The sequence below is a fragment of the Mesorhizobium sp. AR02 genome (assembly GCF_024746835.1).
In the GTDB taxonomy this organism is placed as follows: Bacteria; Pseudomonadota; Alphaproteobacteria; order Rhizobiales; family Rhizobiaceae; genus Mesorhizobium.
In genome coordinates, this window is sequence record NZ_CP080531.1 from 2765426 (window position 1) to 2777614 (window position 12189).

A 12189-nucleotide genomic window follows, 5' to 3' on the forward strand; every position below is an offset into this window, starting at 1 on the left:
TACTTTGTTAAACTGGCAAGTATGCCCTCTATCGACCACTTCTCCTCTTGGCCAACACGATTGGCATTTATAAATCGCTCTACAGGCGTCAATGCACCCAAATCACCAACTATCGCACTAAATTCACGCCAAAGCTGTCTCATCGAATCGAACGAGCTAATATGCATCAAGTCTGAGGGACTTGCCTTTCCGGAAATAGTTATTGATTGAGTGTATATTAGCAATCCGACTAGATCATATTTTGGGAATTCTTTCCTAATCCACTCAATGTGATTATGGCTTTGTCCGATGTCTTTTTTTTGAGATCTCGGAAGATTCCTGCTTATCGCTCTTAAGCTCTATTCCAATAATCTTCTTTGTTCTGTGGTCAATCCATATGCCGTCGGGACCGACGCCGTGATCAGTGCATGGTCGCCGCGCATCCAAGCCCAAGGCGCTGCCCAATTCCCGTATTCCTTCTTCCGCCTTCTTGTGATCATCCTGCTGAAAGGCCATCGCAACCGTCTCTGCTGCCTTTCCGATCCGCTTTACCAACATAGGCCTTTCAAGGGTCAGAAACTGTCGGAGACCCTCTTCCAAGAATGTGGTCTCATCCTGCAGATCCGACTCGAGACCTTCTGGTCTAGGTCTGCGAGGAAGCGGCAATCGGCCTCCAAGTTTTTTGCGGGCCTCATCAAACCAATCGTACATCGCATCGTCCTCACCGTTAGCGAGATGAGCGATACCGACCCAGAGCGAATACCAGCCGTGCAGCCTTGGGTTTATCTGCGAGATATCCGAGAAATCCCCATCAAACTCGTCAATGGCACCGGCAAAGTCGCTTTGCCAGAGCTTTAGTATGAATCTTGATTCCTTCTTTGCGTAAATATCATCTAACTTATTTTCCTTTTCTCTATCAGCGATCTTTTTATCATCAAGATTTTGATTATCTATATGAGCGCCGTAGAACGAAATCCAGTTCTCATCTCTATTTATAATCTGGTCGATCAAGGCGTCGACTTGTTCCAGATCAATATCCTTAATCTGTTCGTTGAATGATTCAGATAAACGGATTTGTTCCTGCAATATTCGGGGGAAGCTCGAAATATTTCGAGCGTTTCTTATCCAATTCTCAACCTCCCGATTGGGGATAATATATAGTCCAAAATCATTCTTGCCGCGATTTATTCGCCCAAAGAGCTGTGTGATCCGGCTTGCGACTGTGGAAAGAAAAGCCCTATCCAGGCGCAGCGTGTCGAAAGAGTAGCGCTCAAGCTGGGTAATGCCGACGGGTAATCCGTCCACCACCATTATTCTGCATTGATCGTCCGGGAGGTCTATGCCGTCGTATCGTCCCACAAGAATGAAAGCGCCACTATCTGCGGCACGGAATGCGTTCAGCCTAGCTGTAAAATCAGCGTCATTGGACGGTTGATCCACCACTGTCCGCCAGGACAACGCCCTTTTGTCACTTGGGACGGCGATCAGAACTTTGTGGCGCTGGCTAAGTTTTCGCACGTTGCCCGTGTCATTGGTGAACTTGGATATCGAACTGCCAAAAAGAAGAACTCTCTCGCCCCGGCCCGCGTCCACAGGCGGTTCAATCGGAATTGATGACCGGCCAAATGCTCGAATGACGTCAGCCTTCGACTGAATCGTCGCCGACAGAAACACTTTTGGTGTCGCATTATCTTCTAGAATATTCATATGCAGAGAAGGGAGAAATGGCGGAGTTATTTCAATACGTTCTCGCGAAATTGTTATGACACAAAACCCTAAACGCCCTTTTAAATAGTCAAGAGATAGTATGTTCGACGTGTCTTTGTCAGATATATTGCTTTTTAGTATCTCTTGTATTCGATTGGAATGCTTGAATACACCCACCGGTGGCGTAAGAGCAATTCCGCCGCTAGATTCGTTAACCGCCTGATCGAAGTTGTGAGCAATATTTAATTCGTCAAAAATGGTGCGAATTTCGGCCGCAAGGGAATGAAACAGCTCTGGATGATACGCCTTGTTTGCAACTATCGTGAATGCCTCCCGAACAAGCCGCTCTCCCACATGTGCGTCATCGAATATAATTGCCCCTGGGGCCTTCGCGCCTTTGAACTTTGTTCGCGCCGGCAATAGTGCTTGATATGTTGTTACACAAAATGACTTTCCTTGTTCAAATTTGTCATCGGAGAATGTACTCCCGTAGTACGTTGTTGGACTTATTCCAACAGAATTTGCTTCTTTTAAAGTCTGCCTGATAAGATCAATCGTGGGGCAGGCGTACAGTACATTTTGATATCCGCGATTGATGTAGCTTTGAGCTATTAATACGCCGACCAGCGTCTTTCCCGCGCCTGTGTACATTGATATAATGGTATTTTTATCGTAGTGCTTGGACCAATCATCGAGGGCAAGAGCCTGACCTTGCCAAAGTTCTTTTATTGAGGATTTCCCAGAGGGTCGACGGCTAAATATTTCTTTTGGATCGTGAGGTTTGTCGCCGGCACCCGGCTTCTTCAATCCTCCGAAGTCAAATTTTTCAACCATATTAGCCTCCCAAGAACTGGCGATAGCCTTACACGACTTTTCTTCGCAGTATAGTATATTGTTTTCCGGCTTATGTGCGAGGAACCCGGCTCAGGCTACCTGTTGCCAAACCCTTTTGATAACTACTTGGTACACTGACTAGGTATTTGTTTTCGTTGAATGTTCTGCCTTCCGCCTAGTCGCCACCCCCTCGACACCTTCCAGGTTTTCCGCTCTCACTCTAAGCACCATACTCACACCGCGCCGAAATCTATAATAGACTCCATAGTGACCTTTCTTTCGGCGCTCGGGCCTTCCACGATAGCGGCGATCTTCGGTTTTTTCGTGCGGAAGTGTGGCACCCGGCCTGTTGGGTCGGGGCTACTTTCGGAGCGCCCTTTCCCGAAGTATCCTTCGCCCTGCTTTGGGGAGACATCACATGCGCTCCACATCAGACATCGTCGCCTCTCTCGGCCTCGCCATCGGCGGCGCCTTCGGCCTGGCCGGCACCTTCGTCGCCAGCGCTCCGCTGCGCGAAACGCTCTGGACGATCGACGGCGCGGCGCTCGTGGTCGGCACCGCGCTGCTCACCATGAAATACCAGCGGCTGGGCAATGACTGCGTCGCCGCGGGCTTCCTGACTTTCCTGGCCGGCGAGAGCCTGCTGCTGGCCGGCAACGCGGCGGGGCTGGAGGCCAGCGTGCCCTCCTATGTCGGCGGCATTTCGCTTTGGGCGGCGGCACTGGTCATGGTCAGCGCACCGAAGGTTTTTGCGCTGTGGATGCGGCTCACCGCGCTCGTGGCCGCCGTGCTGTTTGTCGTCTCGGCTGGCATGATCCTCTGGGGCGCGCCCTTGCTGCCGACCTCGGCGCCGCTGCCCGCCGCCGGCTATCCGTTCCTGGTGCTGACGTTTGTTGGGTGGATCTGGACGCTGCTGAGGGATGGGCGATGAGGGCGACCGCCGAAATCCGCAGCAACACTTCAGGTGTTGGTGTGAGGTGGGACGGTATGGCGCTGGTTCCTCGCCCCACGAAGTGGGGAGAGGTGGCCCGGCGAAGCCGGGACGGAGAGGGGCCAGCGCGGCGTTTGGGAGGTTGTTCCCAGCATTTCTGATAGGCTTCCTGTCGTGTCAGCCAGACTCTATGCCTGATAGGGTTTTGGCTTTGCGTAGGGCGTCCCCCGCTCCGTCCCGGCTTCGCCGGGCCACCTCTCCCCACTCCGTGGGGGCGAGGAACCCAAGGACAACAAGCCGGCGCCTCATAGGAGACGTCGGCGTTGCCCTCACCTGCCTGCAATGAGGGGCGGCGCTGACTTCGGCGGTAGTCCACCCCGAGGCATGTCCGCCCGTATTGACATCAGGTGGACACCAGCGTCATTGGGCGTGGGCCATTGGGGGACTATCCGTGAAAAAGATCTATGCAAAGCCGACGCTGAACAGGCGCGAGAAGCTTTCGGCCGTGACGGCTGTGGCGTGTCCAGTGTCGGTCTGCCCGCACTAGAGCCTTCCAGGCTTCCACCCGTCGCTCTCCCGGCGATCACAGCAGGGTTTTGTACAAAACCGTACCAACGGCCCGGCTTGGTTGATCGTGCTCGCATCGCCGGCTACAAAAATCGGGCGGCGGACCTTTATCAGGTCGCCAGTGGCCGGCGCGGGACTCAGGCAATTGTCTTCACCGGCACGCGCGCCGGCCACTTCCCTGCCGCTGCATGCGCCCGGCCATCTCGCCGCGAACAATCCAGTTGACGAGGCCGCTGTCGACATGCGCCTTGTCCGTGAGTTCGCGCAGCAGGGCCTTGCAGTGGTCGGCCCATTGCGCCTCAGGGATGAGGTGTTCGGCAATGGATGTCTTGAACGCCCTGCGCAGCGCATGAAAAGTAAGCGGCGGCCCGGTGGGGTCTTCCATTGCATTGCTCCCGACAAGGGCGGGAGTACGCTGACACTCTCAAGCACCAGCGCCCATTGCGTGGCCAGCGACAGCGCAACCATGCGCCCTGTGGCGGCGGCGGTCCACCGCCTGGCGTCGCACGCTTTGCGTCGTACATGAAATGTTGGGGCTGGTGTGAGGGGGGCGGTAGGGCGCTGGTTCCTCGCCCCACGGAGTGGGGAGAGGTGGCCCGGCAAAGCCGGGACGGAGAGGGGCCAGCGCGGCGTTGGGAGGTAATTTCTCAAGGGTTGCTGTCGTGTCAGCCAGCTCATTCCTGATACGGTTTTGGCTTCGCGGAGGGCGTCCCCCGCTCCGTCCCGGCTTCGCCGGGCCACCTCTCCCCCACTTCCGTGGGGGCGAGGAACCTAAGAACGGCAGGGCTCACCCCTCCAACCAAACCTTCTCAAAATGCTGCTCCAGCGCCTGGTGCTGCTCACACCCCTCCACCCCTTTGCGATAGGTCCTGTACACCGAGCGCCAGTAGGGTTGGATGATGATGCCCGAGTCGCGCAGATTCTTCTCGATGCCGGCCATGATCTCCTTGCGGGCCTTGGCATCGGGGGTGGCGAGCGCCTTGTCGAGGAGGTCGTCGAACTCCTTGCTGGCGTAGGCGCTTTCGTTCCAGGCGGCACCCGATTTGTAGGCGAGCGCCAGCACCTGGACGCCGAGCGGACGGCCGAGCCATTCGGTGCAGGAGAAAGGATATTTGCTCCAGTCGTTCCAGAAGGTGGCGGCGGGCAGCACGGTGCGCTTGATCTTGAGGCCGGCCTCGCGCATCTGCGCGGCAATCGCGTCGCCCGTGCTCTTCTGCCATTCGACGTCGACCGAGATCAGCTCGTATTCATGGTCAGCCTTGCCGGAGACGGCGAGCAGTTTCTTCGCCTCCTCCACGTCGCGTTTGGCCGGGCCGATATCGGCATATTCGGGATGCATGGGGCCGACATGGTGGTTGTCGGCGGGCTTGCCCCTGCCGTCGAGGCCGAGCTTCAGCACGGCTGAATTGTCGACGGCGAGCTGGGCGGCGCGGCGCAGCTGGATGTCGTCATAGGGCGCGTTGCCGATATTGAAGCGGGCGACGATGGTGGAGCCGGTGGCGATCTCGGAATTTTTGAGCCCCATCTTGTCGGTCTGCGCGACGGCGTCGGAAGCGGTTTCGTGGTCGGTGTCGATCTCGCCAGATTCGAAGGCCGACAGCATGGCGTTGGGGTCGGAGCCGTAGTCGACCCATTTGATACCGTCGAGCCAGAACTCGCCCTTCCACCAGGGCTTGTCCTTGCGGCGCACTTCGGCGGTGGTCTCGGCGCCCCAGCTGACCAGCTCGCAGGGGCCGGTGGTGATGGCGAGCGCCTTCATGGGGTCGCCGTCGCCGTCATAGGAGCGGTGCATGATCAACGCGGGGTAGTCCGCCATGCCGGCGATCAGCGAAATGTCGGGTTTTGGCAAATTCAGCTTGATGGTGAAGTCGTCGACCTTCTCGATGCCGCCATCGACCACCTTCTTGGTGTCGGCATTGACCAGGGCGCCCATGCGCGCGGCGACCGAATTGCCGGCGACGCCGGCCTCGCACCAGCGGGTGAGGTTGTGGACGACATCGTCGGCGTTGAAGGTGTCGCCGTTCGACCAGGAAATGCCCTTGCGCACATGCAGCGTCAGGGTTTTGGCGTCGTCGCTCATCTCCCATTTTTCCAGGAGCCAGGGCTCGAACGAGAAATCGGTGTTCCAGCGCACCAGATATTCGTTGCAGTGGCGGGCGACATTGGACATTTCGACGCCGTCGAAGGTGCGCGGGTCCTTGAAACCCTTGACGTTCATGGCGACGCGCAAGGTGCCACCCTTCCTGGGCTCGGCGGCACGGGCCAGGGTCGCGGTCAGGCCGCCAAGCGCGAGCGCGCCGGCGGCGCTGACGCCGAGGCCGGCCATCAGGGCAAAATATTCGCGGCGGTTGATGCCACCCTTTTTGAAATCGTCGGCGACGGGCTTGGCTTGCGGGTGCAGTTTGCGGTCGGTCAGCATGAATTTCATCGTCGTTCCCTTTGTCGTTGGGCGTCCCGACGAATCGCCAACGCGGGGGCGGCTGCGACCGCCGGGACGCCTTTGCCTGAGGCGGCGATGATAGGGCTGGGTGACGTGAGGGAGTGTTCTGGAATCCGCAGGAGTTGTGCGGTGCTCCGCAGGGGGGTAGGCCGTGGCCTGTGGGGCAATCCAGCCCTGGTGGCTGCCGAGTTCCGCCCTCCTGGCCTGCGGCTTCGCGTTTCACCAGCGGCTTCCCCCACTCCGTCTCGGCTTCGCCGAGCCACCTCTCCCCCCTCCGGAGGGAGAGGAAAGACGCCAGGGTCGGTAAACTCGCGCCTTTCCTCTCCCCCGTCGATCGGGGGAGAGGTGGCGAGCGAAGCTCGACGGAGTGGGGGTCGACCCATGGCTCGACCGTTGTATTTCGATCGACCAGAACCCGGTTAAGGTGGCGCCTATGGGTGCTGTCCCACCAGCGTCGCGGGTCATCAAGGCAACAAAAAACCCGGCTCAAGGCCGGGTTTTTCGAGGCATTCTGTAGATAGTTCAGCTCACCTTGACCTTCGAGGCCGCGGCCTGGTCTTCGGCGATCTTCTGCTGGAACATCTGCGCGAAGTCGATTGGGTCGAGCATCAGCGGCGGGAAGCCGCCATTGCGGGTTGCCTCGGCGATGATCTGGCGGGCGAATGGGAACAGAAGCCGCGGGCATTCGATGAACAGGATCGGCAGCATGTGCTCCTGCGGGAAGCCCGAGATGGCGAAGACGCCGCCATAGACCAGCTCGACGTTGAACAGCACTTCCTGGTCGAAGGAGGCCTTGGCGTTCAGCGTCAGATTGACATCGAACTGCTTGTCGGAGAGCGGGTTGGCGTTGACATTGACGTTGATGGCGATGCCGGGGGCCTTGTCGCGGCCGCGCAGCGAGTTCGGCGCGCCGGGGCTTTCGAAGGACAGGTCCTTCACATACTGGGCGAGCACGTTGAGCGACGGCTGCGCCGCCGTGTTGCCGTTTCCGTTGGCCGCGCCGACCGGCGCGTCATCATTGCTGGCCATGAGCCTGATATCCTTTTCCCCTGGGCAGCGTTGCTGACCGAATTGAAATCGGGCGTTCGCTACCATGGCCGGCATGACAAGACAAGGTTTGCCGCCTTGGGGCTCGGGGGCAATCGCCATAGGCTGTGTTGGCTGCGGTTGGGTGTGGAGAGATCATCGTCGAGGTCGGCGCCGCCCCTCATCTGGCTGCCCGTCCCCCGCGGCCGTTGCGGAAGGGCGCCCTTCCTCTCCCCCGTCGATCGGGGGAGAGGTGTCGAGCGAAGCTCGACGGAGTGGGGGTCGACCCTTGGGCGCAAGGCGAGGCAATGCCTGCGCCTTGCGCCCTTTTCAATATCCGTTCGCGGTGCTTGCCAGGTGGTTCCCCCACTCCGTCTCGGCTTCGCCGAGCCACCTCTCCCCCCTCCGGAGGGAGAGGAAAGGAGCCTAGCTGGGGCGGCGCTGGCCTTTCAGAACAAATCAGAACACTGCAACCGCGTTCTCAGTCGTCCTTGAGACGCCGCCACGGCGAGTTGTGGTCCGGTCCGCGCTTGAAATCGTCCTCGCGCGAATAGTCGCCGTCGTCGAGGTCGATGACCTTGTCGCGCTGGCGGCCGCGAAAACCGCCGGCCGAGAAGTCGGTGGCGACGACGATGCGGCCCTTGAACCGGCGCCAGGCAAGGTCGCGCACCGGCGGCAGAAACAGCAGCAGGCCGATAATGTCCGTGATGAAGCCGGGGATGATCAACAGGATCGCGGCGACCACGATCATGGCGCCGTGGGCGAGATGGCGGCTGGGATCATGGCCGGCATCCATCTCGGCGCGCACCCGCGCCATGACGCCAAAACCCTGGTGCCTGAGCAGAAGCACGCCGGCGATGCTCGACGCCAGCACCAGGCCGACCGTCGCCAGCGCGCCGACCTCGCGGCCGACAATGACGAAACCGGCGATTTCCAGCAGCGGCAGTGCGAGAAGAAAGAGGGGAAGCAGCGAAATGCGCAAGTCCTGGCAACCTTTTCGGTCGTTTTGGTCGTTTCGATTGTTTTGTCCCGCTGGCGACCAATCGCCGCTGGCACGGAGGCTATTAGATAGGTATGCCTGCCTTTGATTTGAATGATTGCACCTTGCGTTCTATATGCTTTGAATGTTGAACGCTATGCGACCGCGGCTTGTTGGCTGGATGGTCCGGCCTCGAGGCAGGGATTGATTGGCGGAAGATATGGGATTCTTCGACTTCGGCACGATTTTCTTCCTGATCGCGGCGGTGGTGATCTTCTTCCAGCTGCGCAACGTGCTGGGCCGTCGGACCGGGAGCGAGCGGCCGCCCTTCGATCCCTATACGGCGGCGCGCACCGACAAGGACGCCACGCAGAAGCCCGAGAATGTCGTTTCGCTGCCGCGCAAGCGGCTGCCGGGCGAACCGGCGCCGGCCGACGCCTATACGGCGATCGACGCCTTCGCCAAACCCGACACCGATCTCAACAAGGGCCTGCGCACGATCAAGGACAATGATCCGTCCTTCGATCCGAAGGGTTTCGTCGACGGCGCCAAGATGGCCTATGAGATGATCGTCATGGCCTATGCCGACGGCGACCGCAAAACGCTGAAGAACCTGTTGTCGCGCGAGGTTTTCGACGGTTTCGTCGCCGCGATCGGCGAACGCGAGGCCAAGTCGGAAAAGATCCAGTCCTCCTTCGTCGGCATCGACAAGGCCGATATCGTCTCGGCCGAGATGAAGGGCGGCGAGGCGCATGTGACGCTGCGCATCATCAGCGAACTGATTTCGGCGACGCGCGACAAGGCCGGTGCCGTCATCGACGGCGATCCGGAAACCGTGGCCGAGGTCAAGGATGTCTGGACCTTCGCCCGCGATACGCGCTCGCGCGATCCGAACTGGAAGCTCGTCGCCACCGAAGAAGAAGACTGAGTCCGGAACAGGCGGGCTCCGGTGTCGCTGTCGCCTCTCCTTGTTGAAAGGTCCTTTGGCGACCTACCTGGCTGGGGCGACGACGACCATCTGCCGGCCTTCGAGGCTTTTCGCCGCTCCGCCTTCCATGTGCTGGTAAAACCCTATCGCAGCGGCGCGCTCGGCGTCGATTTCAGCGCCTTCGCGGAGGCTTACGCCGAAGCGCGCGCCGCCTCGCCGGTGAACCGCTCGGAGGCCCGCGCCTTCTTCGAACGCCATTTTGTCCCCATGCTGGTCCGCTCCGAAACCGGCGCCGGCCTCGTCACCGGCTTCTACGAGCCGCAAGTCCAGGCTTCGCCGGTGCGGACGGAGCGTTTTGCCGTGCCGCTGTTGTCGCGCCCGGCCGATCTCGTCGATGTCGACGACGCCAACCGGCCGCAAGGGATGGATTCTTATCTCGCCTTCGCGCGCCGGACAGCGGACGGACTGGCCGAATATCCTGACCGTGGCACGATCGAGCGCGGCGCGCTCAGGAGCCAAGGGCTGGAGATCGCCTGGCTGGCCGACAAGGTCGATGCCTTCTTCATCCATGTGCAAGGGGCGGCACGGCTCGCCATGACCGACGGCCGGCTTTGCCGCGTCACCTACGCCGCCAAATCCGGCCAGCGTTTCACCGGGCCGGGCAAGGTGCTGAGCGAGCTGGGTGAAATCCCGCTCGCCGAAGTGACGATGCAGTCGATCCGCGCCTGGTTCAAGGCGCATCCGGACCGCGTCGACGAGATCCTGTGGCAGAACCGCTCCTACATCTTCTTCCGCGAGGCCGACGTCGAGGACGCCGCGCTCGGCCCGATCGCCGCCGCCAAGGTGCCGCTGACGCCGGGCCGCTCGGTTGCAGTCGACCGGCTGCTGCACACATTCGGCACGCCGTTCCATATCGACGCGCCGACGCTGACCGCCTTCGACGCAAAACCGTTCCGACGGCTGATGATCGCGCAGGACACCGGCTCGGCCATCACCGGGCCGGCGCGGGGCGATCTGTTTGCCGGCTCGGGCGATGCCGCCGGCGAGATCGCCGGCGTGGTGCGCAACGCCGCCGATTTCTACGCGCTGGTGCCGCGCGCGCTGGCCGGGGGTGCCTGATGAGCAAGCGCCCGGACAGGCTCAGCGAGGACGACCGGGTGCTGTGGAACCTGGTGGCTCGCACGGCCAAGCCGCTCAAGGGCAGGATTTCGGTCGACATCCCCGACATGGCCATCGAGGCCAAGCCGACGACGACGCAGACGGCTCAGCCCGCCGCCAATGCGCCGGGTGCGGTGAAGCCGAAGGTGCAGCACGTCACACACCGGCTCGACGAACCGACGCTGGACAAATTGTCGAAGGGCCGGCTGCCGATCGAGGGCCGCGTCGACCTGCATGGCATGACGCAGGACGAGGCCTATTCGCTGCTGTTCTCGTTCCTGCACCGGGCGCATGCCGGCGGCATCCGCTATGTGCTGGTCATCACCGGCAAGGGATCGTCCTCCGGCGGCGACGGCGTGCTGCGGCGCGCCGTGCCCGCCTGGCTGTCGACGCCGGCGTTCCGGCCGCTGGTCTCCAGCCACGACCATGCCGCCCGCAACCATGGCGGCTCGGGCGCGCTCTATATCAGGCTGCGGCGGGTGCGCGCATGAGGGCTGTGAGGCCAGGCGCATGACGCCGTTCGGCGAGAAGCTGCGGGCGCTGCGAGCCGAGCGCGGCGTCAGCCAGAAGGACATGGCGGCGGCGATCGGCGTCAGCGCCGCCTATCTGTCGGCGCTCGAGCATGGCAGGCGCGGCGCGCCGACCTGGACGCTGATCCAGAAGATCATCGGCTATTTCAACATCATCTGGGACGATGCCGAGGAGTTGGCGCGGCTGGCCGAAGCCTCGCATCCACGCGTAAAACTCGACACGTCGGGCCTCAACCCCGCCGCCACCGAACTCGCCAATCTGCTGGCCGAGAACATCGAGAAACTGGACGAAGCGGAGCTGCGCCGCATCACCGCCTCGATCCGTGCCGCACTTGGCCGGCTGAAGTAACTGGTTTTGCCCGGATTTTGGGAGGGTTGAATATCCGCTCGCTGCAAGACAGTGCCCGCCGGCGGCAGCCAGCGGGCAGCTGTGGTGAAATCACGGCTTGCCGGTCGGGCCGCCATTGGGGTTGCCGCCGTTGGTGCCCGGGCGGCCATTGTCATTATGGTCGCGGCCACCATTGCCGCCGCCCAGGCAGTCCGATGCACCGGTAGTGCCGCAACAACGGCCGGCCCAAAGGTCATTGAGCGTGGTCTTGACGCAGCTCGTGTCGGTCTGACCAGCCAGAGCGGATCCGGCAAAAGCGGATACCGCGACGGCGGCGAGAAGGGTGTTACGCAGGAAAGCAGTCATTTGAAATCTCCATGGTTGGGTTTTCGTCATTCACGGCTGTGTGTCGCCGGGCGAACGGAAATGGTTCATGGAGGGATGCGAAATTTTCGGGGAATGCGCGAGATGCGCGGCTGGCCATGTTGGCGCCGCCCCTCATCCGCCCTTCGGGCACCCCGGCCCTTCGCTGTCGCTTCGGGCGTTCGTTGTTCGAAAAGCCAAGCAATTGGCTTTTCGTCCGCTGCGCGGACCACGCCTCACCCCCGTGAACGGGGAGAAGGCAACAGCCGCGCGGTTGGCGCTTGTACATCGATGATTGGCGAAAGCGGCGATGACGGCGTCTTTCTCCCCGTTTACGGGGAGAAATGCCCGGCAGGGCAATGAGGGGCAGCGCCAGCCTTTGCTATTTGCCTGGAATAACCGACAACAGGCGTAGCGAA

Annotated in this window: 11 protein-coding genes; 5 read left to right on the forward strand and 6 right to left on the reverse strand. The window is 60.8% G+C overall.

What is annotated here, in order from left to right:
- Positions 1 to 273: 273 nt before the first annotated feature.
- Positions 274 to 2520 carry a DEAD/DEAH box helicase family protein gene (locus DBIPINDM_RS17395; RefSeq protein ID WP_258588389.1) on the reverse strand — a complete coding sequence of 749 codons (2247 nt, stop codon included), beginning with the start codon at positions 2518 to 2520 and terminating at the stop codon, positions 274 to 276.
- Positions 2521 to 2938: 418 nt separating this feature from the next.
- Between DBIPINDM_RS17395 and DBIPINDM_RS17400 the strand changes: the two genes are divergently transcribed.
- Positions 2939 to 3451 carry a hypothetical protein gene (locus tag DBIPINDM_RS17400; protein WP_258588390.1) on the forward strand — a complete coding sequence of 171 codons (513 nt, stop codon included), beginning with the start codon at positions 2939 to 2941 and terminating at the stop codon, positions 3449 to 3451.
- 718 nt (positions 3452 to 4169) lie between these two features.
- Here the strand turns inward: DBIPINDM_RS17400 and DBIPINDM_RS17405 are convergent.
- The 4 genes from DBIPINDM_RS17405 to DBIPINDM_RS17420 form a co-directional block, all read right to left on the reverse strand.
- Positions 4170 to 4403, reverse strand: a complete 234-nt coding sequence (locus DBIPINDM_RS17405; protein ID WP_258588391.1) for a hypothetical protein — start codon at positions 4401 to 4403, stop codon at positions 4170 to 4172.
- Positions 4404 to 4805: 402 nt separating this feature from the next.
- Complete coding sequence (locus DBIPINDM_RS17410) at positions 4806 to 6446, reverse strand: ABC transporter substrate-binding protein (RefSeq protein ID WP_258588392.1); 1641 nt, start codon at positions 6444 to 6446, stop codon at positions 4806 to 4808.
- A 534-nt stretch (positions 6447 to 6980) separates the two neighbouring features.
- On the reverse strand, positions 6981 to 7487 hold the full coding sequence (gene secB / locus DBIPINDM_RS17415) for a protein-export chaperone SecB (RefSeq protein WP_258588393.1): 507 nt from the start codon (positions 7485 to 7487) through the stop codon (positions 6981 to 6983).
- 478 nt (positions 7488 to 7965) lie between these two features.
- Positions 7966 to 8466: an FxsA family protein gene (locus tag DBIPINDM_RS17420; RefSeq protein ID WP_027041086.1), complete on the reverse strand. Its 501-nt coding sequence runs from the start codon at positions 8464 to 8466 to the stop codon at positions 7966 to 7968.
- Positions 8467 to 8683: 217 nt separating this feature from the next.
- On the opposite strand from DBIPINDM_RS17420, the gene DBIPINDM_RS17425 reads away from it, so the two are divergent.
- Genes DBIPINDM_RS17425 through DBIPINDM_RS17440 form a run of 4 tightly spaced genes read left to right on the forward strand, consistent with a single transcriptional unit; the run spans position 8684 to position 11428 of the window.
- Positions 8684 to 9391 carry a Tim44/TimA family putative adaptor protein gene (locus tag DBIPINDM_RS17425; protein WP_258588394.1) on the forward strand — a complete coding sequence of 236 codons (708 nt, stop codon included), beginning with the start codon at positions 8684 to 8686 and terminating at the stop codon, positions 9389 to 9391.
- A 21-nt stretch (positions 9392 to 9412) separates the two neighbouring features.
- On the forward strand, positions 9413 to 10510 hold the full coding sequence (locus tag DBIPINDM_RS17430) for a murein transglycosylase A (protein WP_258588395.1): 1098 nt from the start codon (positions 9413 to 9415) through the stop codon (positions 10508 to 10510).
- Positions 10510 to 11040: a Smr/MutS family protein gene (locus DBIPINDM_RS17435; protein ID WP_258588396.1), complete on the forward strand. Its 531-nt coding sequence runs from the start codon at positions 10510 to 10512 to the stop codon at positions 11038 to 11040. Before DBIPINDM_RS17430 ends, DBIPINDM_RS17435 begins: the two co-directional genes overlap by 1 nt.
- A gap of 19 nt (positions 11041 to 11059) precedes the next feature.
- Positions 11060 to 11428 (forward strand): helix-turn-helix domain-containing protein, encoded by a 369-nt coding sequence (locus DBIPINDM_RS17440; RefSeq protein WP_258588397.1) that lies wholly within the window; start codon positions 11060 to 11062, stop codon positions 11426 to 11428.
- A gap of 90 nt (positions 11429 to 11518) precedes the next feature.
- Here the strand turns inward: DBIPINDM_RS17440 and DBIPINDM_RS17445 are convergent, their stop codons facing one another.
- Positions 11519 to 11773 carry a hypothetical protein gene (locus DBIPINDM_RS17445; RefSeq protein ID WP_258588398.1) on the reverse strand — a complete coding sequence of 85 codons (255 nt, stop codon included), beginning with the start codon at positions 11771 to 11773 and terminating at the stop codon, positions 11519 to 11521.
- Positions 11774 to 12189 lie beyond the last annotated feature (416 nt).

Excerpts from the sequence above, each read along its gene's own strand:
- DBIPINDM_RS17395 (WP_258588389.1), bottom strand. The coding sequence starts at position 2,520 with ATGGTTGAAAAATTTGACTTCGGAGGATTGAAGAAGCCGGGTGCCGGC.
- DBIPINDM_RS17400 (WP_258588390.1), top strand. The coding sequence starts at position 2,939 with ATGCGCTCCACATCAGACATCGTCGCCTCTCTCGGCCTCGCCATCGGC.
- DBIPINDM_RS17405 (WP_258588391.1), bottom strand. The coding sequence starts at position 4,403 with ATGGAAGACCCCACCGGGCCGCCGCTTACTTTTCATGCGCTGCGCAGG.
- DBIPINDM_RS17410 (WP_258588392.1), bottom strand. The coding sequence starts at position 6,446 with ATGAAATTCATGCTGACCGACCGCAAACTGCACCCGCAAGCCAAGCCC.
- secB (WP_258588393.1), bottom strand. The coding sequence starts at position 7,487 with ATGGCCAGCAATGATGACGCGCCGGTCGGCGCGGCCAACGGAAACGGC.
- DBIPINDM_RS17425 (WP_258588394.1), top strand. The coding sequence starts at position 8,684 with ATGGGATTCTTCGACTTCGGCACGATTTTCTTCCTGATCGCGGCGGTG.
- DBIPINDM_RS17435 (WP_258588396.1), top strand. The coding sequence starts at position 10,510 with ATGAGCAAGCGCCCGGACAGGCTCAGCGAGGACGACCGGGTGCTGTGG.
- DBIPINDM_RS17440 (WP_258588397.1), top strand. The coding sequence starts at position 11,060 with ATGACGCCGTTCGGCGAGAAGCTGCGGGCGCTGCGAGCCGAGCGCGGC.
- DBIPINDM_RS17445 (WP_258588398.1), bottom strand. The coding sequence starts at position 11,773 with ATGACTGCTTTCCTGCGTAACACCCTTCTCGCCGCCGTCGCGGTATCC.